This is a genomic window from Acidithiobacillus sp. YTS05, assembly GCF_024396695.1.
GTDB lineage: Bacteria > Pseudomonadota > Gammaproteobacteria > Acidithiobacillales > Acidithiobacillaceae > Igneacidithiobacillus > Igneacidithiobacillus copahuensis.
The window spans coordinates 850,394-876,307 of record NZ_CP094359.1; the positions used below are offsets into that span (position 1 = coordinate 850,394).

The 25,914-nt window shown below is 58.9% G+C and carries 27 protein-coding genes and 1 tRNA gene; 18 read left to right on the forward strand and 10 right to left on the reverse strand.

Annotated elements, in window-relative coordinates:
- The first annotated feature begins 414 nt into the window (after nucleotides 1-414).
- Entirely contained in the window at nucleotides 415-1,269 is an 855-nt protein-coding gene (locus MQE22_RS04260) for a TIR domain-containing protein (protein ID WP_215872470.1), read from the forward strand.
- A 110-nt stretch (nucleotides 1,270-1,379) separates the two neighbouring features.
- Complete coding sequence (locus MQE22_RS04265; protein WP_215872469.1) at nucleotides 1,380-1,904, forward strand: hypothetical protein; 525 nt, start codon at nucleotides 1,380-1,382, stop codon at nucleotides 1,902-1,904.
- Nucleotides 1,905-2,041: 137 nt separating this feature from the next.
- Here MQE22_RS04265 and MQE22_RS04270 read toward each other — a convergent pair whose 3' ends face one another.
- The 4 genes from MQE22_RS04270 to MQE22_RS04285 all read right to left on the reverse strand — a co-directional run bounded on the left by MQE22_RS04270 (nucleotide 2,042) and on the right by MQE22_RS04285 (nucleotide 5,510).
- Entirely contained in the window at nucleotides 2,042-2,950 is a 909-nt protein-coding gene (locus MQE22_RS04270; RefSeq protein ID WP_215872468.1) for a DMT family transporter, read from the reverse strand.
- 68 nt (nucleotides 2,951-3,018) lie between these two features.
- Nucleotides 3,019-4,095: an NADH:flavin oxidoreductase/NADH oxidase gene (locus MQE22_RS04275; protein ID WP_215872467.1), complete on the reverse strand. Its 1,077-nt coding sequence runs from the start codon at nucleotides 4,093-4,095 to the stop codon at nucleotides 3,019-3,021.
- Nucleotides 4,092-4,820, reverse strand: a complete 729-nt coding sequence (locus MQE22_RS04280) for a dienelactone hydrolase family protein (RefSeq protein ID WP_215872466.1) — start codon at nucleotides 4,818-4,820, stop codon at nucleotides 4,092-4,094. The genes MQE22_RS04275 and MQE22_RS04280 overlap by 4 nt, the downstream gene beginning before the upstream one ends.
- 72 nt (nucleotides 4,821-4,892) lie before the next feature.
- Nucleotides 4,893-5,510, reverse strand: coding sequence for a TetR/AcrR family transcriptional regulator (locus MQE22_RS04285; RefSeq protein ID WP_215872465.1), 618 nt, complete (start codon nucleotides 5,508-5,510; stop codon nucleotides 4,893-4,895).
- 53 nt (nucleotides 5,511-5,563) lie between these two features.
- On the opposite strand from MQE22_RS04285, the gene MQE22_RS04290 reads away from it, so the two are divergent.
- From MQE22_RS04290 to ubiD, 5 genes are all read left to right on the forward strand, one after another.
- Nucleotides 5,564-6,337 carry a TatD family hydrolase gene (locus MQE22_RS04290; protein WP_215872464.1) on the forward strand — a complete coding sequence of 258 codons (774 nt, stop codon included), beginning with the start codon at nucleotides 5,564-5,566 and terminating at the stop codon, nucleotides 6,335-6,337.
- Nucleotides 6,327-7,076, forward strand: a complete 750-nt coding sequence (locus tag MQE22_RS04295; RefSeq protein ID WP_215872463.1) for a tRNA threonylcarbamoyladenosine dehydratase — start codon at nucleotides 6,327-6,329, stop codon at nucleotides 7,074-7,076. Before MQE22_RS04290 ends, MQE22_RS04295 begins: the two co-directional genes overlap by 11 nt.
- Before the next feature lie 61 nt (nucleotides 7,077-7,137).
- Entirely contained in the window at nucleotides 7,138-7,530 is a 393-nt protein-coding gene (locus MQE22_RS04300; protein WP_215872462.1) for an SCP2 sterol-binding domain-containing protein, read from the forward strand.
- Complete coding sequence (locus MQE22_RS04305) at nucleotides 7,530-8,372, forward strand: phosphate/phosphite/phosphonate ABC transporter substrate-binding protein (protein ID WP_215872461.1); 843 nt, start codon at nucleotides 7,530-7,532, stop codon at nucleotides 8,370-8,372. The genes MQE22_RS04300 and MQE22_RS04305 overlap by 1 nt, the downstream gene beginning before the upstream one ends.
- Before the next feature lie 23 nt (nucleotides 8,373-8,395).
- Nucleotides 8,396-9,868 carry a 4-hydroxy-3-polyprenylbenzoate decarboxylase gene (gene ubiD, locus MQE22_RS04310; protein ID WP_215872460.1) on the forward strand — a complete coding sequence of 491 codons (1,473 nt, stop codon included), beginning with the start codon at nucleotides 8,396-8,398 and terminating at the stop codon, nucleotides 9,866-9,868.
- A gap of 16 nt (nucleotides 9,869-9,884) precedes the next feature.
- Here the strand turns inward: ubiD and MQE22_RS04315 are convergent.
- Nucleotides 9,885-9,958: transfer RNA gene (locus MQE22_RS04315), tRNA-Gly, on the reverse strand.
- A 107-nt stretch (nucleotides 9,959-10,065) separates the two neighbouring features.
- Between MQE22_RS04315 and MQE22_RS04320 the strand changes: the two genes are divergently transcribed.
- The 9 genes from MQE22_RS04320 (at nucleotide 10,066) to MQE22_RS04360 (ending at nucleotide 18,400) form a co-directional block, all read left to right on the forward strand.
- Nucleotides 10,066-10,368 carry an ArsR/SmtB family transcription factor gene (locus MQE22_RS04320; RefSeq protein WP_215872020.1) on the forward strand — a complete coding sequence of 101 codons (303 nt, stop codon included), beginning with the start codon at nucleotides 10,066-10,068 and terminating at the stop codon, nucleotides 10,366-10,368.
- Between the two features lie 80 nt (nucleotides 10,369-10,448).
- The gene (locus MQE22_RS04325) at nucleotides 10,449-11,879 is read left to right on the forward strand and encodes a TolC family protein (protein WP_215872019.1); all 1,431 of its coding nucleotides are present in this window, start codon (nucleotides 10,449-10,451) and stop codon (nucleotides 11,877-11,879) included.
- Entirely contained in the window at nucleotides 11,876-12,949 is a 1,074-nt protein-coding gene (locus MQE22_RS04330) for an efflux RND transporter periplasmic adaptor subunit (RefSeq protein ID WP_215872018.1), read from the forward strand. The genes MQE22_RS04325 and MQE22_RS04330 overlap by 4 nt, the downstream gene beginning before the upstream one ends.
- A complete protein-coding gene (locus tag MQE22_RS04335; protein WP_215872017.1) occupies nucleotides 12,942-16,226 on the forward strand; it encodes an efflux RND transporter permease subunit in 3,285 nt (1,094 codons plus the stop codon). Before MQE22_RS04330 ends, MQE22_RS04335 begins: the two co-directional genes overlap by 8 nt.
- A 1-nt stretch (nucleotide 16,227) precedes the next feature.
- Nucleotides 16,228-16,449 (forward strand): YgaP family membrane protein, encoded by a 222-nt coding sequence (locus tag MQE22_RS04340; protein WP_215872016.1) that lies wholly within the window; start codon nucleotides 16,228-16,230, stop codon nucleotides 16,447-16,449.
- A 3-nt stretch (nucleotides 16,450-16,452) separates the two neighbouring features.
- Entirely contained in the window at nucleotides 16,453-16,872 is a 420-nt protein-coding gene (locus MQE22_RS04345) for a rhodanese-like domain-containing protein (RefSeq protein ID WP_215872015.1), read from the forward strand.
- Nucleotides 16,839-17,129, forward strand: coding sequence for a glutaredoxin 3 (gene grxC / locus MQE22_RS04350; protein WP_303652385.1), 291 nt, complete (start codon nucleotides 16,839-16,841; stop codon nucleotides 17,127-17,129). The genes MQE22_RS04345 and grxC overlap by 34 nt, the downstream gene beginning before the upstream one ends.
- Nucleotides 17,130-17,143: 14 nt before the next feature.
- On the forward strand, nucleotides 17,144-17,569 hold the full coding sequence (gene trxC, locus MQE22_RS04355; RefSeq protein ID WP_215872014.1) for a thioredoxin TrxC: 426 nt from the start codon (nucleotides 17,144-17,146) through the stop codon (nucleotides 17,567-17,569).
- A gap of 21 nt (nucleotides 17,570-17,590) precedes the next feature.
- Entirely contained in the window at nucleotides 17,591-18,400 is an 810-nt protein-coding gene (locus MQE22_RS04360; RefSeq protein WP_215872013.1) for a carbon-nitrogen hydrolase family protein, read from the forward strand.
- Nucleotides 18,401-18,407: 7 nt separating this feature from the next.
- On the opposite strand, the gene MQE22_RS04365 is transcribed toward MQE22_RS04360, so the two are convergent.
- Entirely contained in the window at nucleotides 18,408-18,896 is a 489-nt protein-coding gene (locus MQE22_RS04365) for a DsrE family protein (RefSeq protein WP_215872012.1), read from the reverse strand.
- Nucleotides 18,897-18,988: 92 nt separating this feature from the next.
- Between MQE22_RS04365 and MQE22_RS04370 the strand changes: the two genes are divergently transcribed.
- Nucleotides 18,989-20,761, forward strand: a complete 1,773-nt coding sequence (locus MQE22_RS04370; RefSeq protein WP_215872011.1) for an ABC transporter ATP-binding protein/permease — start codon at nucleotides 18,989-18,991, stop codon at nucleotides 20,759-20,761.
- Nucleotides 20,762-20,789: 28 nt separating this feature from the next.
- A complete protein-coding gene (locus MQE22_RS04375) occupies nucleotides 20,790-21,356 on the forward strand; it encodes a thioredoxin family protein (protein WP_215872010.1) in 567 nt (188 codons plus the stop codon).
- 3 nt (nucleotides 21,357-21,359) lie between these two features.
- On the opposite strand, the gene MQE22_RS04380 is transcribed toward MQE22_RS04375, so the two are convergent.
- The 4 genes from MQE22_RS04380 to MQE22_RS04395 all read right to left on the reverse strand — a co-directional run bounded on the left by MQE22_RS04380 (nucleotide 21,360) and on the right by MQE22_RS04395 (nucleotide 25,902).
- Nucleotides 21,360-21,563: a hypothetical protein gene (locus tag MQE22_RS04380; RefSeq protein ID WP_215872009.1), complete on the reverse strand. Its 204-nt coding sequence runs from the start codon at nucleotides 21,561-21,563 to the stop codon at nucleotides 21,360-21,362.
- A 138-nt stretch (nucleotides 21,564-21,701) separates the two neighbouring features.
- Nucleotides 21,702-22,160 (reverse strand): signal peptidase II, encoded by a 459-nt coding sequence (gene lspA, locus MQE22_RS04385; RefSeq protein WP_215872008.1) that lies wholly within the window; start codon nucleotides 22,158-22,160, stop codon nucleotides 21,702-21,704.
- Nucleotides 22,160-24,967: an isoleucine--tRNA ligase gene (ileS, locus tag MQE22_RS04390; RefSeq protein WP_215872007.1), complete on the reverse strand. Its 2,808-nt coding sequence runs from the start codon at nucleotides 24,965-24,967 to the stop codon at nucleotides 22,160-22,162. The genes lspA and ileS overlap by 1 nt, the downstream gene beginning before the upstream one ends.
- Nucleotides 24,946-25,902: a bifunctional riboflavin kinase/FAD synthetase gene (locus MQE22_RS04395; protein ID WP_215872006.1), complete on the reverse strand. Its 957-nt coding sequence runs from the start codon at nucleotides 25,900-25,902 to the stop codon at nucleotides 24,946-24,948. Before MQE22_RS04395 ends, ileS begins: the two co-directional genes overlap by 22 nt.
- Nucleotides 25,903-25,914: the final 12 nt, after the last annotated feature.

Here is a 25,914-nt window from a genome sequence, read left to right on the forward strand (position 1 = left end):
TCGAATCGCGTAACCTGCTGTCTTTATTTTTCCAGAAAAGCATCAAAAAATTTCTTGTGGTCTTCGGAGATAGCTCGTGGAAACAAGGTGTTCTGATGATTATTTGCAATATTTGAGAATGGTGGAGCGTCTGCAGCGCCCACAAAATGAACCGGCACACCCAGTCTGTATACGCTTCTTCCGCGCGAATGCTGTGGTGCAATGCCCTGATCCGAGCATGCATCTGGTCCAGGAGTTTGGGCGGGACGTTGGGGGTGACGTGGCTGGATTCCATCCGTGGAGTTTTAGGCTGCCCTAAATGTATTGGCAAGGACTACAAAGGCAGTTAGAACAGGATGATGGAGTCCTCTCCTATTGCGTTGGTAAATCATGCTATGGTAGGGTTTTATAGTCTAAGTGACGTTGGGCGTCTCAATGAGTGCGGATATTGAGTTCTTTGCCTTCGTTCTAATGCCGTTCGACAAGTCATTCGACGACATCTATAAGCTCGGGATAAAGGAAACAGCCATAGCTCTTGGAATCCTTGCTGAGCGGGTCGACGAGCAAAATTTTTCGGAAGGAATTCTCGAGCGAATATATCGCCAAATTGAATTCGCCGATCTGATAGTCGCCGACATGACGGGGCAGAACCCAAACGTCTTCTATGAAGTTGGATTTGCTCACGCGAAGGGAAAACTCTGCATTCTCCTCACGCAACGAGCTGATGATATTCCATTTGACCTCAAGCATCATCGGCACATCGTTTATGGAAGCTCAATTGGCCGACTTAGAAGCCTGCTCGCCGAAGAAATGGCCTGGGCCAAGGACCAAGTAGAGACAATCCGCTCGAGCAGGATAAAGGCCACCCTAAAAGACGCAAGTGGTTTGCTCGAAAAGACGAAATTTATCGCGTGGGGTACTGTCGATTTCAAGATCGATCTTCATAACGAAACATCAAACACTTCTGCAGAAATTGACGCGATCTACTTCTACTCGAACAAGGGTTGGACGCTCAAGCAAGATGGAAAGGAATGTCCCTCCACAGACTCAGACCTTCCAGATTTCCCTGCCCGTCACTTTCTTACACCACCTGTTCGTCGCCTGAACAAGAACTCCTGGGCTCAGTTGAAGTTCTCGGCGAGGCGAGTTCTTGCGACCGTGCTCAAGGGCGAAGAGCTAAAGGACTCGTATCGAGTCTCTGGAAGATCCATCATTCGTTTGGTGACTGTCGAAGGAAACTTCGACTATGAATTTCCGCTCGATGTGGCGCTTGATGAAATACCGTTCTAGATGCCCAACCCTGCGCCCAACACGGACGCCCTACATGCCGCTTTGCGGCATTTCGGGCTCCGGTTAGCTACACGTTGGACGGCGTGCGAAGCGGCCTCGCGAGGAGGGGTATGGGCTATTATGATGCTTTAACGAGCGGCTCGTTCAAGACCACGCCAGATGGGCGGAGGCTCTTCTTCCCTTGGGGAACGCTCGGCCGTGGCTACGCTATTCCCTCCGAGAAGGACTTCGAACGGCTTCAACGCCACATCAATGCCTACTACGTCATCTCCCTGCCATTGGTTATTCTGGCGGTCAGGTTGCAGGGTTTCCTCGGCGGAGCGTTGATTTCGCTGCCCCTCATCGTTCTGTACGCGGTGTGGGCGCGGTACCAGTGTCGCCGCCTGCAGCAGACGGACGAGAAGCTAACGTTGAGCGAGAGCGTAGCTGGTCAGGCGCGCGCCCACAGCACAGTCGGCATGTGGCTACTGGAGATTGGCGTTCTCATTTTGATTGGAGGTGGCCTGTTTGGCCTTTTTCTCAACCCGAGCAACTGGCTCATGTTCACCGCATCGATTGCCTTCTTCGGGCTTGCCGCCGTCCAGATCGCGTGGATGCTCATCATTAAGAGGCGCGAGTCACGTTCCGGCCAATAGGCGGGCGAGCGTGCCGTCCAACATCACGTTCGACCGGACCGCTGGCTCGCATTCGCTCGCCGCGGCCGTCAGCGTGAGCGTTGGGCATTTCAAGAGGAGGTCTTGCAGCCGTGATCGAAGAAAGTTGATTGTCTGTCTTACTCCTGCGCCGTCACGGCAATGCTGTTGTCCTTGGGTCGCAGATGTTGCCAGCTGACGAGGAGGAGCGCAGAGAAAATGGCTGCCATACCCATGGCCTCCCAAAGGCTGGGCCGTTCACCCAATTGCAGCCAGGCCGCCAGAACACCGATGAGGGGGGCAAGGAGGGTAGCGATTCCCGCTACTCCCGAAGGAAGGTGGCGCAAGGCAAAGAGCCAGAGCACATAGGCAAGAGCGGTCCCGGGAACGGCGTTGTACGCCAGAGCAGCGATAAAGGAGCCCGTCCATTGCACCTGCCACCCCTCCAGCAGCAGCGCCGCGATGAGGAGTACGAGTCCGCCGATGGAGGCCTGCCAGAAGGTTGCAGTGATCAGGTCCTGACCCCTGGGCATGAAGCGTTTGTGCCAGATCGCCGAGGCCGCCCAGGAAATCCCTGACAAGATCGCAAAGAACGGACCCTGCCAAGGAGAATGACCTATCTGCCAAGGCTCCAGAATGACCACCAGACCAAGTAGCGCCAACACCAGCGCGGGGATCTGCAGTCCTTGCAGTCGTTCTCCCAGAACCGGCCAGGCGAGCAGCATCAGCCAGATCGGCATCATGTAGACCAGAATTGCGGTTTTGCCCGCCCCGGCGTATTCCAGGGCCAGCAGGGTGGCGCCGACAAAGCCGGTGCTCTGCAACAGTCCGTAGGGTACGACATAGATCAGCGGCGGCAGCGCCAGGGAGCGCTTCTGCAAAATCAGGAACAGCAGCAAAACCGGCGCGCTGAGCACCACTCGCAGAGCGGCGAAGAGCAGTGGCGCGCTGTCTTGCAACGCGACTTTCATCACCACCCAGTTGTAGCCCCAAATCAAAGCAATCAGGAAAATTGCTGTGAAAGCCAGATAAGTCTCACGGGAACGCATCGGTAAGAAGCCCTATGCTGCAAAACAAAACCGGGGAAGGGATCCTCCCCGGTCAGAATACCCGTAGCCTAGCGGCTGGGTTTGGCGCGATCGTACTGCGGCGGCCAGCTCCAGTCTACGCCCAAGGCGTGGGCAGCCTGTAGCGGCCAGTAGGGGTTGCGCAGGAGCTCCCGCGCCAGGGCGACGGCATCTGCCTGGCCGGTGACCAGTATCTGCTCGGCCTGCATCGCTTCGGTGATCAGGCCAACCGCTACCGTTGGCATCTGCAGCTCGTGCCGAATGCGTTCGGCAAAAGGTACTTGAAATCCCGGGCCCGCGGGGATCTGGGCATCTGGGGTCATGCCGCCACTGCTGCAGTCGATGACGTCCACGCCTATTTTTTTCAGTTCACCAGCCAGAGCGACAGACTGCTCGATGTCCCAGCCGCCCGGCACCCAGTCCGTCGCCGATATGCGGGTCCAGAGCGGCAGTTCCTCGGGCCAGACGGCGCGCACGGCCCGTGCCACTTCGAGAGGAAAGCGCAGGCGGTTTTCCAGGCTGCCACCATAACGATCCTGCCGCTGATTACTGATAGGCGAAAGAAAACTGTGCAGCAGATAGCCGTGCGCCATGTGCAGTTCGAGCACCGAAAAGTCCGCGGCATGGGCGCGCTCGGCGGCAGCAACGAAGTCATCACGCACGCGCTCCAGGTCTTTTACCGACATCTCCGCAGGAACTGTGTGCTGCGGGCTGAAGGGCAGAGGGCTTGCCCCAATGGGCTGCCAGCCTCGTTCGCTGCCTGGTGGGATTGGGGTGCCGCCGTGGAAAGGAGCTGCCGTAGAAGCCTTGCGTCCGGCATGGGCAATCTGGATGGCGGCCACGGCGCCCTGGGCCTGGATAAAGCTGACGGTGGGGCGCAGCGCTGCGCTCTGGGCATCATTCCAGATACCCAGGTCGTCCGGCGAGATACGCCCTTCGGGACTGACCGCCGAGGCCTCGACCATCACCATACCGGCACCGCCGACCGCCCGGCTGCCCAGGTGTACCATGTGCCAGTCCCGCGCCACACCATCTGGAGTGGAATACTGACACATGGGCGCCACGATGATGCGATTGCGCAGGGTGACGCTGCGCAACTGCCAAGGCGTAAATAACAACTTACTCACTGCTTCGCCCCCAAGTGCTTGGAGAATTCATTGAGGGTAATCTGCCAAGCCTCGGCCGCCACTTCCCGCCGATAGCTGTCGCGGCGATCGCTGAAAAAGCCGTGCGGTGCGCCGGGGAAAACGCTGAGGGTATAGCGCTTTTTCGCACGGCTGAGAGCTGCGACGATGCGGGCATGTTCGTCGGGCAGGATCGACTGATCTTCGGCACCATAGAGCAAAGTAATTGGGGCGCGCATGGCCGGCACATGGTCCAGCAAGGGCGGACGTCCGGCGGGGTCGGATTCCGGGGCAATGCCGCCACCGTAAAAGGCGACCGCCACGGCTGCGTGCTCGGCTAGGGCCGCGTTGGCGAGGAAGGTGTAGCGCCCTCCCATGCAAAAGCCGACGATGCCGATCTTGCCTGCGGCCACCTCCGGACGCTCCTGCGCGGCCGCAATGCTAGCCCGCGCCTCTTTCATGACGACATCGTCTTGCAGAGTGCGCAGGTGCCCGATGGCATTCTGAAAGTCTTGGTAATCATAGACCTTGCCGTGGTAGATATCTGGGACGATGGCAGCAAAGCCTTCCTTCGCCAGGCGCTGTGCGACATCCTCAAAATGCTCATTGACGCCAAAGGCCTCAATAAAAACCAGGATCAGCGGGAACGGTCCAGAGCCGTCGGGGCGGGAATAGTAGGCGCGAAGTTCGGGAGAAATTTGCAACCACTCGGATTTGACCTGCGACATTGGCATTCACTCCTCTGCGTGGGAAAAGACGGAAGAAGGATACCGACCAATCGGTATCTACGCAAATCCCGATCAGGCCGCGAGGGTGCCGATATACTGCCGCAGTTGTCCGAGACAGGTCCGGTAGCTCTGCAGCGATTGCGCGTTTTTCCCCAGACCGACGCAACCCTCGATGGCTGCAACAATAAACAGCGCTGCCTCCATCGGATTCACCTCCTGGCGAACATTGCCTTGTTGCTGGCCGCGCGTCAGGGCATGGCTGATTACGCGGGTCCACTCATCAAGGATACGCTGCAGGCCCTGGCGGAAATTCTCATCCAGCGGACTCATTTCCTGCATGAGATTGTTCAGCGGACAGCCATAGCGCAGTAACTGCTCGTCGGCAGCGTCGATCTTTTCCGCCAGCAGCTGTTGCAGACAGGGGACGGGCTCTGTGGTCTGCTGCAGGGGAACGAACCAGCGCTGGGCCAATTGCGGCGCTATTACGTCTTCAACCACCGCGAGGCCTAGCTCCTGCTTGGTACCAAAATGATGGTAAAGTGCCCCTTTGCTCACCGAGGTCTTGGCCAGGATGCGGTCCAGGCTGGCCGCCTGAAAGCCGCTTTCCAGGATTTCTGTGTACGCTGCCGCGAGCAGGTCGGTGCGCGTCTGCTCGGGGTTACGGATTTTTTTGGCGATTACTGTACTCATAGGGTATTAAATACCTACTAATCGGTATCTTGTCAAATACTGAGGTCCGGCTTTTGCTTATCGACAGTCACTGTCATCTCGACCACAAGGATTTTGCGCCGGATCGCGATGCGGTTCTGGCGCGCTCCCGTGCGGCCGGAGTGCAAGCTTGGGTCGTACCCGCCTACAGCCCGCACTATTGGTCGCGCCTGGACTCCCTGCGCGTAGCAGAGCCGGGAGTAGCTGCAGCCTTTGGGGTGCATCCGTGCTTTCTCGTCGATCTGCGCGCGGGGGACTGGGAACGTCTGGAAGTACTGCTCGAAAATGCGGTGGCTTTGGGAGAAGTGGGCTTGGATCGCGGCGCGGGCTCGCCGCACCTCGCGCAGCAAATCCCCATCCTGGAGCGACAGCTGACCATTGCCCGTGCCTATGGTCTGCCAGTGATCCTTCATGCGCGAAAAATCACGGAGGAGTTGTTGCAGTTGCTGCGCGGGTATCGACCGATCGCTGGCGTGCTGCACAGTTTTTCCGGAAGCTACGAACAGGCTCGCAAGGCCATCGACCTGGGCTTGCATCTGGGTTTCGGGGGAGCCATGACCCATCCTCGAGCGCAACGCTTGCGGCGCGTGCTCACTGCCTTGCCAGCGGATGCCATCCTCCTCGAAACCGACGCTCCCTTTCAGACACCGCAAGCGCAGCTTGGAGAGCGCAATGAGCCGGCCCACCTGACAGAAATCCTCACTATTGCTGCAGAGCTGCGGCAGGAAGCATCGGAACAACTTGCAGAAATCTGCACAGCGAATACTCTGCGAGTTTTTCCCCGATTGGAGAAACAGCATGTCAGATGATGCCTCGGTACGGACTCGTATCCTGATTGGTGAGGAAGGCGTCGCGCGATTGGCCGCCAGTCATGTCTTTATTGCCGGTTTGGGCGGGGTTGGCGCCTACGTTGCCGAGAATCTGGCGCGTGCCGGGGTGGGGCGCCTGACCCTGGTAGACCATGACTGCGTTGGTCTGAGTAATCTCAATCGTCAACTCGTGGCGTTGCATAGCACGCTGGGGCAGCCAAAGGTCGAAGTCATGGCGGAGCGAATTGCCGATATCGCCCCCGATTGTCAGGTCGATGCATGGCAGATCTTTCTCCAGGCCGACAATGTAGGGGGTCTTCTTGCCCAAAGTGGTGCCACGGTGCTCGCTGACTGCATCGACGCCATTGCCAGCAAGGCGGCACTGATTCAGGCAGCGCAAGGGCTGAGCATGCAGATCTACGCGAGCATGGGGGCAGGAAATCGGCTCGATCCGGGCCAGGTACGTATGGCGCGGCTGAACCAGACCGAGGGTTGTCCTCTGGCGCGGGAGTTGCGTGGCCTGTTGCGTCATGCCGGCGCGTCTCTCGACCTGTGGGCGGTATACTCGCGCGAACGTCCCCGTCCCGCTGCCCCGCGCGAGGCGCCGAATCACGGTCCCGGCGGCAGGCCAAAGACGGTGAATGGCACGATCTCTTACATGCCAGCCTTATTTGGCGTACATCTGGCGGGCGCCATTCTGCAGCAGCTCTTGGCAGGAATGGAAATGTCGGCTAAATAGTCCTGGTAGTTAGTCAGGGTGTTTTAAGACAATTATTATATGCTTATATTTGGAGGGGCCGATGGCCGTGAAATTCATGAGTACAGAGTGGATTCGTCTGGTGGGCAAGCAATGGGATACCCATCCGGAAATTCAAAAGGACTTGAAGAATTTCAACGCCACTTGGGAGTATTATATTGAGGATCGTCCTGATATTCCGCATGTGATGCTCTTCTGCAAGGCCGGCAAAGTGATCTATGCTGGTCCCTCCGATGGACGGCGCAGAGATTTCATCATGTGGGCCAGCATGGAAAACTGGAAGAAGATTCTTGCCGGTGAAATTGCCGGAAAGTCGGCACTGATGAGCCGTAAGTTGAAGTTCAAGGGATCGATGATGACGGCGATGAAATATATGACGCCATTTAATATTCATTTGAATATACTGGGAGAAATTCCTGTGGATTTTGATATCTGATGTACGGCTTTACCGTAGACCCGAATTACTCCGGAAAGAATCTTCCGGGCTGGTTCCTGATGAGCACCTATCTGCAGCGACAGTTGCATTGCAGTCTGCACTTTTCGCCTCAGGACGATTTTGCGCAGGGGAGAAACGCCGTTCTGCAGGGGGGGATCGATCTCGTGTATGCCAACCCTTTCGACTGGGTGCAGTATGTCGAAAAGAAAGGATTTATCCCTGTGGCAAAGCCCAAAGAACACTTCGACGAAGTGCTGTTGTGTTCCCGCAAAGGCTCCCCGTGGATAGATTTCGCCTCCCTGCCGGAACGGATCCATATCGCCTCCGCGACTGATGCCACTCTGGTACACATGGTTGGCCTGTTTCTTCTGGATAAGGCAGAAATCGATCGCGCCCGCCTCGATTTCACCTTTACCGGCAGCTATCAATCGGCGCTGAAGAGTCTCTTGCAGGGGCGGGTCGATCTGGCCTTCGTGTTTGATGAAGTCTACTCCAGTGCCAGTCGCATCACCCAGGAGAGTTTGCAGGTCATCGCGCAGTCCGATGATGCCTTTGCCTTTCATGCTTTTTGTATTTCGCCACGTCTGGCCCATTTGCAAGACGCATTGTGTACGACCTTGTGTAGCATGGAGCAAAGCGAAGCCGGGCAGCGCTTGTTGCAGGACATTGGCTTCTCCGGCTTTGCGCCGGTTAATGCGGATGAAGTGGCATGCCTGACCGCTCTTGCAGAAGAATACATCAGTGGTCACGAGGCTATTGATCTGCGGGCCACCAGCACGCTGGCGATCGACGACAGTGCCTTCCTGGTGGCTCGGGAGGAGCCCGGAGAGGAGACAAAATAAAGCTCATGGGCTAGCATTGGCCAATGAGCTATATTGACCTGCGTGCCTTCATAAACGACCTGGAATCTCGCGGGGAATTACGCCGCATCCGCGAGCCGGTCTCCCCCCGGCTGGAAATGACAGAAATCTGCGATCGCAGCCTGCGTGCTGGTGGTCCGGCCGTTCTCTTTGAGAGCCCTGCTGGGTATGAGATTCCGGTGCTCGGCAATCTCTTTGGCACCACTCGGCGCGTGGCTCTGGGAATGGGCGGAGAGTCTCTTGAGGATTTGCGGGAGATCGGCCGCCTGCTCGCCTACTTGAAAGAGCCCGATCCGCCCAAGGGGATCCGCGACCTGTGGAACAAGCTCCCCACCTTGCGGAAAGTCCTGCACATGGCGCCGACGACCCTGTCGCGCCCGCCGTGCCAAGAGGTAGTCCTGCAGGGAGACGAGATCGATCTGGAAAAATGGCCGGTGCAGACCTGCTGGCCGGGCGATGTCGGGCCACTTCTCACCTGGGGCCTGACGATTACCAAAGGACCGCTCAAAAAGCGGGCCAACATGGGCATCTACCGCCAGCAGCGGATCGGCCGCAACCGCGTCATCATGCGCTGGCTGGCGCATCGCGGCGGAGCGCAGGATCTGCGCGAATTTCAGCGGCAGAATCCAGGTCGGCCTTTTCCGGTAGCCGTCGCCTTCGGCGCCGATCCCGCGACCATCCTTGCGGCGGTCATCCCCATCCCCGATACGATATCCGAGCACCAGTTTGCCGGACTATTGCGCGGCGGTCGTACTGAGCTGGCCAACGCTCTAAGCGTACCCCTGCAGGTCCCGGCGCGCGCGGAATTGATTCTGGAGGGACACATCTACCCGGAGGATTTCGCTGTGGAGGGTCCGTTTGGGGACCACACGGGCTATTACAACGAGACCGAGAAATTCCCGGTGCTGACCGTGGAGCGTCTGACGCATCGGGAAAATCCCATCTACCACAGCACCTACACCGGACGGCCCCCGGACGAACCGGCAATTCTGGGAGTTGCCCTCAACGAAGTCTTTGTCCCGCTCCTGCAAAAGCAGTATCCGGAGATTCTCGATTTTTATCTGCCGCCAGAAGGTTGTTCGTACCGGATGGCAGTGGTGCGGATTCGCAAAGGCTACCCCGGTCATGCCAAGCGAGTGATGTTCGGGGTATGGGGGTTTCTGCGGCAGTTCATGTACACCAAGTTCATCATTGTGGTGGACGAGGATGTGGATGCCCGCAGCTGGCCCGATGTGATCTGGGCCATGACCACGCGCATGGACCCGGTGCGTGACACCCTGCTGGTGGAAAATACTCCAATCGATTATCTTGATTTTGCCTCGCCGGTGGCGGGTCTAGGGGGAAAGGTCGGCTTTGATGCCACCAACAAGCTTCCCGGCGAAACGACGCGGGAATGGGGCGCGCCGATCCGGATGACGGATACCGTCAAGCAACGGGTCGATGAGATTCTGGGACGCCTGGATAAGCCCCTGTATTGATGAGGGGAGCAAGAGATGGAGCGGGTGATGGGAATCGAACCCACGTCATGAGCTTGGGAAGCTCAGGTTCTACCATTGAACTACACCCGCGAATGCTCCATTCTATAGAAGATAACCGAGAAAAGGCAAGGTGATCGGTTGTGGTTCAGAATGTAACGACCGAGGCCTGGTAAACGCTGACGATTAGAGGATCAAGAATGGAAGAACTACCCACCCGCGAAGAAGATATCGAGCAGGCATCACGTTCGCTCAAGGCTATGGCCCATCCCTTGCGCCTCAAGGTGCTTTGCGTTCTGGGCTCGGAGGAGATGAGTGTGCAGGATATCGTGGCTGCCGTGGGCACTACGCAAAGCAATATCTCTCAGCACCTGGCGATCCTGCGTGAAAAGGACATCCTCAAGGCGCGCAAGGATGCCAATAAGGTGTATTACCGGGTTGGCGATCCGCGCACCCTGCGCCTGATCTCGATGATGAGTGAGGTGTTCTGTAGCATCCACTAGTGCCGACGCTTTTCATTCGAAGAATATCATAATATACTAATCTTTTTAGCGCTTGTGCCTCTTTTGGCAGAGGTCAACAGATGAAGAAAGATTATTGCTGCAGGAATCGCCGACGTTCCTGGGCTGCCATCATCGCCGCCTTGCTGGCGTCTGTCGCTGCTCCGGCAGTCTATGCCCTTGATTTTACGCAGTGCGTGCAAGACGCACAGAAGCGTAACCCCGACGCTCTTCTGGCCGAAGCCCAGGCGGCCGAGGCCAAGGGAGCGCTGAGCTCCGCCAATGGTAACCTGCTGCCGAAACTCACAGCGAGTTTTTCCGGGGCGCAGTCGAACAACGCCCTGACCGTTTTTGGCATGAAGCTCTCGCAGCGCGTCGCTACCTTCAACGACTTTGGCGCCAGCCAGTTCAATCCTTCCGACCCGCAGTCTCTCTATACTGCGCCCAACAATCTCGATCACCCGGGTGGCTATCACAATCTCGGCACCGAGCTCTCCCTCGCCATCCCGATCTGGAATGGTGGCGCGGTGCGCAGTGGTATCAGCGAAGCGGAGGCGATGTTGCATGCGGCGCAGGCGGGAGACCAATTTGCCCAGCAGAAGCTCACCTTCACCGTGCTGCAGGCCTATGATGGACTGATTGCTGCCAAGGCAGGTCAGGAAGTCGCAGAAAAGGCACTGCGTGCTGCCGACAACTATGTCAAGACCACACAGCAGTTGCTGGACCAGGGTGTCGTAGTGAAAAGTGATCTATTGTCGGCGCAAGTGCACCAGGAAGAGGCGGTGTTGGCAGTGCAGCAGGCCAAGGACCAGGTCGCCAATGCACGTGCCAATTTGGCGTTGCTGATCGGTCAGCCGATCTCGACTCCGATCCAGGTGGATGCCCCGGTGTTGCCACCACAGCCCGCCGGTGACACCTTCGCCCTGGAGCAAGAGGCTATTGCCAACAATCCCGGTATTCGTGCCCTGCAGGAAAAAGTCCGGGCCGCGCAAGCAGGTATCGGTGTTGCCCGCGCCGCCTATCTCCCCCATGTCAATGCTATGGCCAAGCAGGAGTGGAACGGTACGACCCTGGGCAATGCTGTGCCCTCCTATACCGTAGGTGGACAGGTTTCTTGGAATCTGCTGGATTTTTCGCGCTCCGGGCAGATGGACTCCGCCCAGGCCAAGGTGCAAGTGGCACTGGCCAATCTGCAAAAGGCCCAGGACGATACCCGGCTGCAGTTACAGAAGTCCCTCCTGGCTACAAAGCTCGCGTCGCAGCGCGTCAAGGCTCGGGAGTTGGCGGTGCGCCAGAGTGAGGAGGCGCAACGTCTGGTGCGCTTGCGCTACCAAAACGGCGTTGAAACCTTGACCGGCCTGTTGCGTGGACAGGCTTCCCTCGATCAGTCGCGCGCGGAGCTGGTCCAGGCGCGCTATGCAGAGGCCGTGGAACGCGGTGCACTCCTGCTCGCCTTGGGCAAAATGGACATACAGACGATGACCGGTGCCGCAATGACGGGAGAAAGCAAGTGAAGAAACAGTTTTTGACGGTCGCAATCATCTTGAGTTTGGGCTTGGCCGGTTGTGGACAGAAGCCGCCCCATGTCGGTGCTGTTGGCGAATCGGTGCAGGCGCAGACCCTGACCCTTGCCGCCGGCAAGGGGCTTGGTTATGAGACCGTGCCGGGCACGGTCATGGCCAGTCAGCAGATACAGTTGGGTTCCCGTTTGAGCGGCTATCTACGTGGTCTGCAGGTACATGTGGGTGAATCCGTACGTGCGGGCCAGTTGCTCTTTCAGGTGGATCCAGCAGATGTCGATAGTCAAGTGGCGCAGGCGCAGGCAAGCCTCGCCCAGGCCGAGGCCAATTTTGCGGATGCGCAGTCGAACTATGATCGCTTCAAGAAGCTCTACGAGGCTCAGGCCATCCCGCAAAAGCAGTGGGATCAGGTACAGAGCCAGTATCAGATGGCCAAAGCGCAGGTTGCTGCGGCGCGCGCCGGCACTGGCAGTGCTGCTGCCCAGTTGCGCTACGCTCGGGTGACGGCGCCCTTTGCCGGGGTGATCACGCAGAAGTATCTGCAAAATGGTGATCTGGTTGCCCCCGGTCATCCGGTTCTGGCCCTGGCCAATCCGCAGCAGCTCGAAGTCGATTGCAGTGTCGGCACTGCCGCCTTCGCCACTCTCCACGTTGGACAAGCACTTGTCGTCGACAATGACGGCAAGGCGCTCACGGCGACGGTGCGCGACCTGGTACCCGTGGCCGATCCGGTGACCCACAGCCATCTGGTAAAACTGAGCCTGCCTGCGGGCAGCGACATCCAGGCCGGGGCTTTTGTGCAGGTACAGATTCCCCAGGTCGGTGAGACAACGACACTGCGTATTCCGCAGGGTGCGTTGCTCAACCGGGCGGGTATCCCCGGCGTCTTCGTCGTCAATTCCCAGGGCGTGGCAGAGTATCGCATGGTGCGTCCGGGGCAAAAGATTGGTGATCAGGTGCAAATCCTGGCGGGCTTGAGCGCTGGCGAGCGAATCGTCGTCAGCAACATCGAAGCCGTCGACAACGGCGACCGGATCGAGAGTACCGGGGCTGCGCATGGCTGAGAATGTAGCAAAGATGAATCTGGCCGGTCGTCTGGCCAGCGGCTTTTATCGCTCCAAGATCACGGTATTGATCATGCTCGCCATTGCCCTCTTTGGAGCGATGGCGGTGCTCGTGACTCCGCGCCTGTACAACCCGGAAATCGTGGTGCCGGCAGCGGAGATCTTCGTCATGCGCCCGGGCTCCAACAGTGAGGAAGTGCATAATCTCGTGGTGCGCCCGCTGGAGGCGCTGATGGCCTCTCTGCCCGGCGTGCATCACACGTACGGCTATGCAGTGAATGATATGGGCATCGTCACCGTGCAGTTTCAGGTGGGTGCCAATGAGGAAAAGAGTCTCCTTGAGGTTTATAACCAGCTCAGCCGCAACATCGACCGCATGCCGCCGGGGACCATGCAGCCGCTGGTCAAGTCCATCGGCATCAACGATGTCCCCATCCTCGATGTCACCTTGAGTTCCTCCCATTTGAATCAGGTACAACTGCGTGCGGTGGCCATGCGCGTCATGAATCAGTTGCAGAATGTGCCTGACGTAGCCAACGCCGAGCTGATTGGTGGTGCCCAAGAGGCGGTGAATATCTGGATCGATCCGCAAAAGCTGGCCAGCAGCGGGGTAAGCCTGGCGCAACTGAAGCAGGCGTTGCAGGGCAGTAACTTGGTGATGCCTGCAGGGCATCTGGTTGCCGATAATCAGCGCATTCCCCTGCGCGTCAATGCGGCGCTTGGTTCGGGCTCGGCGGTGGGTGATGTGATCATCGGCTCCCATGACAACCGGCCGATCTATCTGCATGACGTGGCGCGGGTGGAAGAAGGGGCGGCGGAAACGAATACCTTGGTGACCGACAACACTGGTCCGGCCAACGGTCTCGGACTGCCCGCCGGTACCAGCATGCCTGCAGTCACCATTACTCTGGCCAAACGACCGGGAACCAATGCCGTGGTCGTTGCCGATGCCCTCAAGGCTAAATTACAACGCCTGGAGACAGAAGCCATTCCCCAGGGCGTGCATGTATCCGTCACTCGCGATTACGGCGCGCGCGCCGACGATGCGGTGAGCACGCTCTTTGAACATCTGAGTATCGCAGTGGGCGTGGTCGCCGTCATTCTGCTGATCTTTTTGGGTTGGCGCGAGGCCGCTATCGTCATCCTTACCGTGCCCCTTACCCTGGGAGTGGTTCTCGGGATTGGCTGGATCCTTGGGCAGACCATCAACCGTATTACCTTGTTCGCTCTGATTCTGTCCCTGGGTCTCTTGGTCGATGGTGGCATCGTCGTCATCGAAAATATCCATCGCCACCTCAGTCATGGCGGGGAAAGGCGCAGCTTTGCCGATAAGGTGGTGATGGCCACCAACGAGATCGGCAATCCCACCAATATTGCTACCCTGGCGGTGATCCTCGCCTTCGTGCCGATGGCCTTCGTTACCGGCATGATGGGACCGTTCATGCTGCCCATCCCGATCTTTGTTCCCATTGCCATGATCGCGTCGGTGTTGCTCGCCTACACCGTGGTTCCCTGGGGTGCCTACCGCTTCCTGCGCGGCAAGGCCGAGCGTCATGCTGCGGCGCAGCAGCATGACGATGGGCACGCCCAGCGCGATGCCCTGCAGCGCGCGTATCTGCGGGTCTTCACGCCCTTGTTGCGTTCTGCTGGGCGGCGCAATCTCTTTTTTTTAGTAGTCATCGTACTGCTGCTCCTGGTGATGTTGATGCCGGCGTGGCAGTTTGTCCGGCCCTCGGGCATGAATGGTCCGCTGAGTGCCCTGGGGGTCAACGTCAAGATGTTACCGGCGGGCAATGTCAGTGACTTCATGATCCAGGTCGATACCCCGGCGGGGACGGCGCTCGCCCAAACCGGGCGGGTGGTGCAGGCGGTGGGGCAGGTACTGGCGCAGAATCCGTACGTCGAAAATTTCCAGAACTATGTAGGGCGCTCCGCGCCGGTGGACTTTGCCGGGCTGGTGCGTGGCGACATGATGCGCAAAGGCAGTAACTATGCGCAGATCCAGGTCAATTTGGTGCCGCGCAGCGAACGCCCGATGTCGCATGCGGTCAGTGTGGATATCTACAAAAAGATTGCGCCGCTGGAGCAGCGCTTTCCGGGTACGGTGATCAAGCTCTTCGAGGTGCCGCCAGGGCCTCCCGTACGTGCCCAGGTGGTGGCGGAGCTTTATGGTCCCGACTATGACAAGCTGCGGCAGCTGGCGGGGCAGGTCGAAGAGCGTTTCCGCAAGGTCTACGACATGATCAATGTCGACGACTCAGTCACCGGTACAGTTCCCGAATATCGCATCCATGTCCTGACGGAAAAGGCGATGCTGGCCGGGGTCGCGCCGGCGCAGGTGGCGGAATTGGTACACGATTACATCGCCGGGACCAAGATCGGCACCATCGCTGTCCCCAGCGCGCGCGAACCTGTGGATATCATTCTCCGAGTACCCCCCGCTGATCGTGCCTGGGAGTCGCAGATATTGAGCCTGCGCATCCGCAATGAGGCAGGAAAACAGGTGCCGCTGGCGAGCATCGTTACCATCGAGAAAACTACCCAAGCCAAGCCGATTGTCGATCGTGATCAGCACGAGGTGGTCTACGTGACCGGAGATTTGCTGGGTTCCAGTCCGGTCTATGCTACCTACACGCTCAACAACATGCTCGATGGCAAAACTTTGGACGGCGTGCACCTGCATACGGGTAACTTGGGTTTCATGCCGGCGCAGCCGAATGATATCACTCACTACCAGATCCTTTGGGGCGGTGATATGCGGCTCACTCTGGACGTCTTTCGCGATCTGGGGGCGGCATTCATCATTGCCCTGGTGTTCATTTACCTGATGTTGGTGGCGTACTACCAGTCCTTCATCATGCCGATCATTGTTATGGGCGCGATTCCCCTAACCCTGATCGGTGTCTTCCCCGGTCATTGGCTGCTGAATACGCCGTTCAACGCCACCTCGATGATTGGCGTCATTGCCCTGGCGGGGGTGGTGGTGCGTAACTCTCTGTTGCTGATCGATTTCATCATCGAGTATCGGCGCGAGGGATACCCCTTGGACGAAGCGGTGATCGAGGCAGGTGCCGTGCGGTTTCGCCCGATTCTGCTGACGGCGCTGGCCATCATGTTCGGCTCGGCGATCATGGTCAGCGATCCGGTATTTGGCGGTCTGGCAGTGTCCTTGATTTTTGGTACATTCGCCTCCACCATGTTGACACTGATCGTGATCCCGCTGCTTTACTTCCTGTGGGAACGACATTTGGAGCGCAAAACGCCGGAGGTTTCCTGAAATGACGACAGAAAATTGGGTTCGGGTGGTAGCGGGTACCTTTGTATTCGTGAGTGTTGCCCTGGGCGCACCGAGCAGTCCGATCTTTGTGAGTGAGTGGTTTTTGGTATTCACCCTTTTTGTTGGGTTCAACCTTTTCCAGAGTGGCATCTCGGGCTTCTGTCCGCTGGTGAATATCCTGCATAAAATGGGAGTCAGCGATGCCCCTAGCTGTGGGAGATAAGCAGTGAACATCGGCGCCGAGCTGTCTACCCATTGGCCCCTGCTCTTGCTGGCCCTTGGTTTTCTCGTACTGATTTTCAAGGGGCCACTCAGCCGCAAACTGGCGGGTGTCGAAGAGATCACCCCGGAGCGTGCCGTGCAGCTCATCAATCAGCATGATGCCCTGGTGATCGATGTGCGTGAGCAGAATGAATGGTCGCGTGGCCATCTCCCTGCGGCCAAGCACATCCCGGTCGGAGAATTGAACAAGTATCTCAAAGATCTGGAAAAGCATCAGGAGCACCACGTGATTTGCCAATGCGCCAGCGGCATGCGCTCGGCACGGGCGGCGTCGATCCTGCACAAGGCGGGTTTTCAGAAGGTGTATAGTCTCAAGGGTGGGATTCAGGCATGGCGGAGCGCCGGCCTGCCGGTGGACAAGTAATGGCGGAAGTCATTGTCTATGCGACCCATGCCTGCGGGTACTGTCGGCGCGCTCTGGCCTTGCTGCAACAGAAACAGGTCGCGGCGCAGATCATCTGGGTGGACCAAGAGCCGCATCGTCGTGCAGAAATGATCCAACGTGCCGCCGGTCGGCGTACCGTGCCACAAATCTTCATCGCCCAGCGCCACATCGGTGGCTGCGACGACCTGCTGGCCCTCGATCGGCGCGGAGAACTGGATCCCCTGCTGCGAAACTGAAAGGGAGGTTTCCGATGCACATCGTTTGTCCTCACTGTGGCGCCGTCAATGCAGTCCTTCAGGAGCGTTTGGGGCAGCATCCCAAATGCGGCAAGTGCCACCAGCCACTCTTTGCCGACCATCCGGTGGAGTTGCAGGGCGCTGCCTTTCAACGCTATATCGAGCGCAACGACCTGCCCGTACTGGTAGATTTTTGGGCGCCCTGGTGTGGGCCGTGTCGCATGATGGCGCCGGCCTTCGCCCAGGCTGCGCAGCAGATGCAGGGACGCTGCCTCTTTGCCAAGCTCAATACCGAAGCGGATGGACAGACCGGGGCGCGTTATCAGATTCGCTCCATCCCGACCATGGTACTGTTTCGCGGCGGGCGTGAGGTAGCACGACAAAGCGGCGCCATGGGCGCTGCCGACATTCAGCGCTGGCTCGCCGGACAGGGCCTCTGAACGGCTTTTTTGAGGGACGGGATGACAGATAACCAACTTTTATGTGCGGTCATCCAGACGGTATCCGGTGCTGATCTCGAGCAAAATCTCGCATCGGCAGCTGAATCGGTCAACGATGCCAGCGTCGCCGGTGCCAAGCTGGTTCTGCTGCCGGAAAATTTTGCCTTTATGGGTCTGCGCGATACCGATAAATTGGCCCTCATGGAGGAGCCCGGCAGCGGTCCCATCCAGGATTTTTTAGCAGAGCAGGCAAGGCGCCATGGGATCTGGCTGCTGGGCGGAAGTATCCCTCTGCGTGCCCCGGATGGTCGCTGCTTCGCCAGTCTGTTGGCGTACGACGAGCAAGGCACGCTACGGGCGCGCTACGACAAGATCCATCTCTTTGATGTGGATCTTGCGGGCGGCGAAAGTTATCGAGAATCTGCGACCATTGCGCCGGGCGCCAAGCCGGTGCTGGTCGAGAGTCCTTGGGGTGGAATCGGTTTGTCGATCTGTTATGACCTGCGTTTTCCCGAGCTCTATCGCCACTATGCTGGCGCATCCCTCCTGGTTGTGCCGAGCGCCTTCACCGTGCAGACCGGACGCGCCCACTGGGAGACCCTCTTGCGCGCCCGCGCCATCGAAAATCAGGCCTTCGTCCTGGCCGCCGATCAGGGCGGCAAGCATGCCAATGGCCGGGAAACCTGGGGCCACAGCATGATCATCGATCCCTGGGGCCAGGTACTGGCGGTTCAGGAAGGGGGCGCAGGGGTCGTTCTGGCGGAACTGGAGCTTGGCCAACTGGCGCAGATCCGAGCGCGCCTGCCGGTGTTGCAGCACCGGCGGCTCTAGTTGTCCATTACCAAGCGATATAGGCGTATCCCTTCTGCTGTAGCGTGATCAGCTCGACAGCACCGCTGAATACCGGAGTGGCTTCGGAAATCAGATCTTCGTTGCCGATCTTGATGGTTTTCATGGTTTGTTCACAGGCATCAAATACCACACCGTACATGTGCAGACTGGAAACCTGCTCCTGAATGAATTTACTGTAGTGCTGATGGTTCTTCTCGGCCTTGACCAGGAGCCAGATGCCGGGACCGAAACAGTCGATGACGATATCGACGTCATTGTTGAAATGCCCTAGCACCACCGCCGCGCTATGTAAGATATCCAGGATATAGGCGGGATCAGACTGATTGAGCTGATAGACCACCTTGTTTTTCGATGGTCCCATCATGCCCATTCCCATGCCCTGGCCCTGTGCCGCTACGGCCACTGCCGATGCCGCGCCTGCGGCGACCAGGCCGCCGAGAAAGCGGCGACGTGAATGGTTTTTGTCCTCGGCCATGCTATGCTCCTCGTCACTATGGATTGGCCCCCTCAGATTAGCAAAATCTGCGCCCGGGGCCGGTTTTTTGGGTAACCTGGCGGAGAGCGAGTATGCGGCAGTTCAATCGCGAGTTTTTTCGCGATCTATGGCAAATCAGCAAGCCCTATTGGACGAGTTCGGAGGATCGTTGGCTGGCACGCGGCGTCTTTGCCCTGATCATCGGCCTCAATCTTTTCATGGTGTTCATCTCGTATCGGATCACCCAGTGGTATGCGGTGTTCTGGAATGCGGTACAGCATTATCAGGCGAGCGCGGCCTGGCAGCAGATTTTCGTGTTTTTTGGCCTGGCCACGGCCTACATCATTGCCGCGGTTTCCCAGAGTTTCTTCACCGAGATGATCGTCATCCGCTGGCGGCGCTGGCTCACCCACTCCTATTTGGATGCCTGGCTGGCGCGACGTACCTACTACCATATGCAGGTGTTGGGCGATGGTACTGACAACCCGGACCAACGTATCAGTGAGGATCTGGCATCATTTACTAGCCAGACCCTCAACATCGTCATTGGTTTGTTCAGTTCGGTGGTGACCCTGGGGACCTTCATCTTCATGCTCTGGGAGCTGTCGGCAATGATCTGGATCCCCTTCCATGGGCAGACCTTTTCCATTCCTGGTTATCTGGTCTGGGCGGCGCTGATCTATTCGGTTTTCGGTACCATCATCACCGCCCTAATTGGTAGGCCTCTGATTCGCCTGAACTTCATGCAGGAGCGCTATCAAGCCGACTTCCGTTTCAGCATGATGCGCCTGCGGGAAAACAGTGAAAGCGTCGCCCTGTATGGCGGCGAGGAGCGGGAGGGAAAACACTTCCGCCAGCGCTTTGCTGAGGTCTACGCCAATTTCTGGCGGATCATCTGGCGGAGTATGCGCCTGAACTGGTGGACCTCGGCCTACGGCCAGATTGCCATCATTTTCCCGCTGGTCGTTTGCCTGCCTGCGTATTTCGTCAACAAGGAAATTGGCGTCGGCGGTCTGCAACAGATCATGGCCGCCTTCGCCCAGGTACAGGGGGCGCTGTCCTTTATCGTCAGCAGTTATACGACACTGGCCAATTGGCACGCGGTGGTCGATCGTTTGCGCTTTTTCCGGCAGTCCATGGGCGAGGTACATGAGATCCAGGACAAGCATTATCACATCGAGCGACGGGATACCCCGCGGCTGGAGGTTACCGATCTCAACGTGCGGCTGCCGGATGGGCGAAATCTGGTGAATGGACTCCAATTGCAGGTGGCACCTAGCGAACATCTGCTGATCATGGGGGCCTCCGGTAGCGGCAAAAGCACCCTGATTCGCGCCCTGGCCGGAATCTGGCCCTATGGGGATGGCGCGGTGGGGCTACCGGCTGGCGAGCGGCCTCTCTTTTTGCCGCAGCGTCCCTACCTGCCCATGGGCACGCTGCGCGATGTCCTGGTCTACCCTTATGGACTGGAGGACAGTAGTGACCGGGTGCTGACGGAGGCATTGCAACGGGTGGGTATGGGTAGCCTGATCGGTCAACTGGAGGAGACCCGGCTTTGGTCCCACACCCTCTCATTGGGCGAACAGCAACGCTTGGCCTTTGCCCGTATCCTGCTGCAAAGGCCGCGCTGGATTTTTCTCGACGAAGCAAGCTCCGCCCTCGACGAACGTGCCGAGGGGGAGCTGTATCGTTTGCTCGCTGATGTGCTTCCCGCCTCTGCTATCATCAGTGTCGGCCATCGCTCGAGCCTCTGGCGCTATCATTCGCGTTGCCTGCGCCTGTTGGGTGGTGGAGCGTGGCGCCTGGAGGACGGGGCTAGTGGGGACGAGGCGCAGCTGGCCTTCGGCCACCTTTCGCCCGCATGATTTGCTCAGTAACAAGGAGATACACACGATGGCTATGACGGGATTCGATTTACCCCTGGGGACTCCATTGCCGGATTTTACCTTGCCTTTTGGCGGTAAGGAGGGCGGCTGGTCAACGGCGCAAGCCGCGGGCAAGCCTCTGCTCGTATTGTTCATCTGCAATCACTGCCCCTATGTCATCCATATCGCCCAGAAGCTGGCGGAACTGGCGAAGGGATGGCAGCGCGCTGGCTTGGCAGTGGTGGCGATCAACAGCAATGATCCGGAGACCTATCCCGACGATGCGCCGGAAAAGATGCCCGCCGAGGCGGCCCGGGCAGGTTATGATTTTCCTTATCTCTTTGACGCCGATCAGTCGGTAGCCAAGGCATTTCATGCCGCCTGCACCCCGGATATCTTTTTGTTTGATGGGGTGGGAAAACTCTTTTATCACGGCCAATTCGATGCCGCACGGCCCAAGAACGACGAGCCCGTTACGGGTAAGGATCTCGACGCGGCAGTGCGCGCCGTTCTTGCCGGGGAGGATGCCCCAAGCAAGGTGCAGCCCTGCATGGGCTGCAGCATTAAGTGGCGGCCAGGTAATGAGCCGCAGTAGAGTTCAGTAGAGGATTTGCGCCAGGACGGCCCTGCGTAAGAAGGCGAAACCGCCGCCCTGCGACCGATGTCCGCGACGCAGACGCAGCAAACGCTTCTGTAGATCACGTTTGATGCGTTCGCGTTCCTGGGTGGCCATGAAGGAATGGTAGTTTGGGTAGTGTCGTACCCGCCGAAGTGCTGCCAGTAAATTCGCCCGATTGTCCATTGCTGTGTCCCTCTTGCAGTATGCAGAGGGTAAAGCAAGTATCAGGCCAAATTTATATTCTATTATTAATCAATAGGTCGCCTGCGTTTCCGGGTTAGCCCGTTGGTCATTTTGTCGTATTTGCACGACAAAAAGGCATCAGTGGCGCCGGAATGCATCCACAATGAGCATCAGCGCGCCAATGGTGATGGCACTATCGGCAATGTTGAAATAGGGCCAATACAGGTTTCCCCAGTGCACACCAATGAAGTCCACCACATAGCCCAGTCGGATGCGATCGATGAGATTGCCCAGGGCGCCGCCCAGGATCAGGGCAAGGGCGATGGCGGTCCAATGCGCGCCCGGTTTCAGGCGTCGCAATATGGCGACGAGCACCACGACAACGATCACGGCAATGACGATCAGCAGCCAACGTTGCCAGCCGCCGGCGCCAGCGAGGAAGCTGAAAGCGGCACCGGTATTGTGCACCAGGCGAAAGTTCAGGATGCCGGGAATGACGACGATGCCTTGCCCAATCCGCCAGATGTGACTGAGCCAGAGTTTCACCCCCTGATCGAGGAGAATGACGAAGACGCTCAACCAGAGATAGCGCAGCATCAGCAGTACTCCCGTGTTTCGCCACTACCCGCGACATTCTCCACGCAGCGACTACAGAGTTCCGGATGCTCGGGATGCTCGCCGATGTCGCTGCGGCGGTGCCAGCAGCGCGGGCATTTCGTGGCATCGTAAGCGGCTACCGTGATCTGCAGGCCCGGTAGGGTCTCTTCCGCGTCGGCGGCGAGATCGCGCAGTTGGAGATCGGAGCACAGCAGCAGGAAGCGCAGCTCTTTCGCCATCGGCCGTAGCAATGCCAGCCAGTCGGCGTTGGCGGAGAGGGCAACCTGCGCATCCAGGGCAGAGCCGATTTTTTTCTCCTGCCGCAACGGTTCGAGGGCGGCATTCACGGCCTCGCGCAGAGTGAGCAGGCGCTGCCAGCGGGCATCCAGATCCGCGTCCTGCCCTGCGCCAAAATCGGGATAGCAGGCAAAAAACACACTCTCGGCATTCTTCCAGGGCAGATGTCGCCAAATTTCCTCGGCGGTGAAGCTGAGAATGGGAGCCATCCAGACCAACAAGGCATTCAGCATCTGCGCCAGCACGGTCTGTGCCGAGCGCCGTGCCCGCGACTGGGTCTGGGTGGTATATAGACGATCCTTGAGCACATCCAGATAGAGACCGCCGAGATCGATGGAGCAAAAGTTGTGCATGGCCTGCACCACGCGGTGGAACTGGAACTGCTCGTAGGCGCTCCGGATTTCCTGCTGTACCTGAGCGCAGCGTCCCAGCATCCAGCGATCCATCTCCAGAAGTTCGGATGCCGGCAAGGCATCTGTACGCGGATCGAAATCGTGGGTATTGCCGAGGATGTAGCGGGCGGTATTGCGAATGCGCCGGTAGCTCTCGCCCAAGCGCTGCAGGATATTGTCGGAAATCGGAATTTCCCCCCGATAATCCTCGGATGCTACCCACAGGCGCAGGATGTCGGCACCATAGCGGTCGATGATTTCCTGCGGGGCGATGACATTGCCCACGGACTTGCTCATCTTGCGTCCTTCACCATCGACGGTGAAGCCATGGGTGAGCACCGCTAGGTAAGGTGCCCGCCCGCGGCTGGCGACGGATTCGAGCAAGGACGACTGGAACCAGCCGCGGTGCTGATCCGCACCTTCCAGATAGAGATCTGCGGGGCTGTGTAGTTCCGGGCGTCGTTCGAGGACAAAGGCGTGGGTGGAGCCGGAGTCGAACCAGACGTCGAGGATGTCGCTGACCTTGTGAAACTGTTCGTGGCCGCAGGAGGCACAATGATGCGGGGTATCGCCGAGAAAATCCTGGTCTGTACCGTTGAACCAGGCATCGACGCCACCGGCCTCCACGGCCGCGCCAATGCGCTGGAAGACCTCGGCGTCGCGCAGGGGCTCGCCACACTGGGCGCAGGCGTAGAGGGCCACCGGTACCCCCCAGGCGCGTTGGCGCGAGATACACCAGTCTGGCCGCTTACGTACCATGTCAGCAATGCGCTCTTCTCCCCAGGCGGGAATCCAGCGGGTCTCGGCGATCGCTTGCAGGGCCTGCTCGCGTAGGCCGTTGCGCTCCATGCCGATGAACCATTGCGGCGTGGCGCGAAAAAGCAGGGGCGTTTTGTGGCGCCAGCAATGCGGATAGCTGTGTTCGATCTTTTCCTGGTGTAGCAGACGTCCACGTTCGTGCAGAAGGGCCGGCACAGCGCGATTGGCCTCGGCCGTGGAGAGTCCGGCGAGGCCGTCGCCGAGATCGTCACGATAGCGACCGTTGCCCTGCAGCGGGCTATCGATGGGTAGGTGATAGTCCTCGGCGGCCAGATAATCGTCCACGCCATGGGCGGGGGCGGTGTGGACACAGCCAGTGCCGGCATCGAGGGTGACGTGCTTGCCGAGGATGACCGGCACGGTTCTGGGCTCGAAGGGATGCTGCAGACGCAGTCCCTCCAAGGCTTGGCCACGGGTTGTGGCGATGCGCCGGGCATCTGGGTGTCCATAGCGGGCCAGAGCAGCTTCCGCCAGCTCGGCGGCCAGCAGCAAGACGCGCGCGCCAGCCTGCAGGAGAACGTAGTCGTACTCGGGATGCACAGCGACCGCCTGATTTGCCGGCAAGGTCCAGGGGGTGGTGGTCCAGATGACGACTTCTGCTTCGCTGTCGAACAGTGAAATGCCCAAACGCTGACAGAGATCCGCACGGTCCTCCACGAGGAAGCCAACGTCGATGGAGGGATCGCTGCGATCGCGATATTCGACCTCGGCCTCTGCCAGGGCGCTGCCGCAATCGACGCACCAGTGCACGGGCTTGGCGCCGCGATAGACCTGCCCCTTGAGGGTAAGCTTGCCCAGTTCGCGCAGGATGTCGGCCTCGGCGGCATAATCCATGGTGCGATAGGGATGTTCCCAGTCCCCGAGGATACCCAAGCGGATGAAGTCGGCCTTCTGTCCTTCGATCTGCTCCGCCGCATAGGCACGACAGGCGTCACGGAAGGCCGCGGCGCTCAGCTTCTCACCGGGACGCCCGTGGGTCTTTTCCACCTGGATCTCGATGGGCAGGCCGTGGCAATCCCAGCCGGGTACGTAGGGAACCCGCATGCCTTCGACCAGCCGCGACTTGTTGATGATGTCCTTGAGTACCTTGTTGACGGCATGCCCAATATGGATCTTGCCGTTGGCATAGGGAGGGCCATCATGCAGGACAAAGCTCGGCGCGTCGGCGCGAGCCTGCAGCAGACGCTGATACAGGTCCAGCTCCTGCCAGCGGGCCAGCAGCTCTGGTTCCCGCTGGGGCAGTTTGCCCTGCATGGGAAAATCGGTTTTGGGAAGATTTAGCGTGCTTTTATAATCCATGGGCTTTCGATGTCATGGGTAGAAAAAAATTGCCGTACATTTTGTACGTCTTGCTGTATGGCGGCGATCAACGTATCGAGATTGGGGTATTTTTCTTCATCCCGCAACTTGTGCAGCAGTTCGACGCCAACCATTTTGCCGTAGAGGTTCGGGCTCTCGGCGTCGAGGCAATGGGCCTCTAATACGAGACTTTTTCCATTCACGGTGGGGCGCAGGCCAATGCTGATGGCAGCATTCCAGTGGCCAATGGGGCTGTAGAGCCGGCCGGCAAAAATGCCGCGCAAGGGAAGGGGGCGATGCGCTAGGGGTAAATTGGCCGTGGGGAAGCCCAGTTCGCGTCCCAGTTGATCGCCCCGCCGTACCCGACCACAGACGGTATAGGGGCGGCCAAGCCAGCGTGCCGCCTGCGCCAGGTCTCCCTGTTCGAGAAACTGGCGGATGCCAGTACTGCTGACGCGCTGCCCGTCCAGCAGATAGGGGGGCTGCTCGTGCACCCCAAAACCGTGTCGCCTGCCCATTTGCTGCAGCAGCGCAAAATCGCCACGGCGCTGGGCGCCGAAGCGGAAATCATGGCCAACGAAGAGCTCCCGCACCCGCAGACGCCGAACCACGATTTGCTCGACGAAGTCCTCTGCCGATAAGGCTGCCAGGGCAGTATCGAAGCGCGCGCAAACGACCTGGTCTGCCCCGTAGTGCCGGAGTGTTGCGGTCTTTTCGCGCAGGCTGCTCAGGCGGATGGGTGCCCTGTTGCCGAGAAACAGCTCCCGGGGGAGGGGTTCAAAGGTGAGTACGCTGCGCGGCAACCCGCACCTCGCCATACCGGCAAGGAGCCGTTGGTGCCCGAGGTGAACACCATCAAAGTTGCCAATGGTCAGCGCCTGTGCCGTTGCCATTGCCTGCCGGGGCAACGAATGGAGACGAAAGGGCTGGATCATGGTGGCAAAGAG

Bases quoted from the DNA above. Each gene is read 5' to 3' on its own strand.
- MQE22_RS04375 (WP_215872010.1), top strand. From the start codon at position 20,790: ATGGCTATGACGGGATTCGATTTACCCCTGGGGACTCCATTGCCGGAT.
- MQE22_RS04325 (WP_215872019.1), top strand. From the start codon at position 10,449: ATGAAGAAAGATTATTGCTGCAGGAATCGCCGACGTTCCTGGGCTGCC.
- MQE22_RS04280 (WP_215872466.1), bottom strand. From the start codon at position 4,820: ATGTCGCAGGTCAAATCCGAGTGGTTGCAAATTTCTCCCGAACTTCGC.
- MQE22_RS04265 (WP_215872469.1), top strand. From the start codon at position 1,380: ATGGGCTATTATGATGCTTTAACGAGCGGCTCGTTCAAGACCACGCCA.
- MQE22_RS04395 (WP_215872006.1), bottom strand. From the start codon at position 25,902: ATGATCCAGCCCTTTCGTCTCCATTCGTTGCCCCGGCAGGCAATGGCA.
- MQE22_RS04335 (WP_215872017.1), top strand. From the start codon at position 12,942: ATGGCTGAGAATGTAGCAAAGATGAATCTGGCCGGTCGTCTGGCCAGC.
- MQE22_RS04305 (WP_215872461.1), top strand. From the start codon at position 7,530: ATGTACGGCTTTACCGTAGACCCGAATTACTCCGGAAAGAATCTTCCG.
- MQE22_RS04270 (WP_215872468.1), bottom strand. From the start codon at position 2,950: ATGCGTTCCCGTGAGACTTATCTGGCTTTCACAGCAATTTTCCTGATT.
- MQE22_RS04295 (WP_215872463.1), top strand. From the start codon at position 6,327: ATGTCAGATGATGCCTCGGTACGGACTCGTATCCTGATTGGTGAGGAA.
- MQE22_RS04370 (WP_215872011.1), top strand. From the start codon at position 18,989: ATGCGGCAGTTCAATCGCGAGTTTTTTCGCGATCTATGGCAAATCAGC.
- MQE22_RS04260 (WP_215872470.1), top strand. From the start codon at position 415: ATGAGTGCGGATATTGAGTTCTTTGCCTTCGTTCTAATGCCGTTCGAC.
- MQE22_RS04380 (WP_215872009.1), bottom strand. From the start codon at position 21,563: ATGGACAATCGGGCGAATTTACTGGCAGCACTTCGGCGGGTACGACAC.
- ubiD (WP_215872460.1), top strand. From the start codon at position 8,396: ATGAGCTATATTGACCTGCGTGCCTTCATAAACGACCTGGAATCTCGC.
- MQE22_RS04340 (WP_215872016.1), top strand. From the start codon at position 16,228: ATGACGACAGAAAATTGGGTTCGGGTGGTAGCGGGTACCTTTGTATTC.
- ileS (WP_215872007.1), bottom strand. From the start codon at position 24,967: ATGGATTATAAAAGCACGCTAAATCTTCCCAAAACCGATTTTCCCATG.
- grxC (WP_303652385.1), top strand. From the start codon at position 16,839: ATGGCGGAGCGCCGGCCTGCCGGTGGACAAGTAATGGCGGAAGTCATT.
- lspA (WP_215872008.1), bottom strand. From the start codon at position 22,160: ATGCTGCGCTATCTCTGGTTGAGCGTCTTCGTCATTCTCCTCGATCAG.
- MQE22_RS04360 (WP_215872013.1), top strand. From the start codon at position 17,591: ATGACAGATAACCAACTTTTATGTGCGGTCATCCAGACGGTATCCGGT.
- MQE22_RS04320 (WP_215872020.1), top strand. From the start codon at position 10,066: ATGGAAGAACTACCCACCCGCGAAGAAGATATCGAGCAGGCATCACGT.
- trxC (WP_215872014.1), top strand. From the start codon at position 17,144: ATGCACATCGTTTGTCCTCACTGTGGCGCCGTCAATGCAGTCCTTCAG.
- MQE22_RS04365 (WP_215872012.1), bottom strand. From the start codon at position 18,896: ATGGCCGAGGACAAAAACCATTCACGTCGCCGCTTTCTCGGCGGCCTG.
- MQE22_RS04285 (WP_215872465.1), bottom strand. From the start codon at position 5,510: ATGAGTACAGTAATCGCCAAAAAAATCCGTAACCCCGAGCAGACGCGC.
- MQE22_RS04300 (WP_215872462.1), top strand. From the start codon at position 7,138: ATGGCCGTGAAATTCATGAGTACAGAGTGGATTCGTCTGGTGGGCAAG.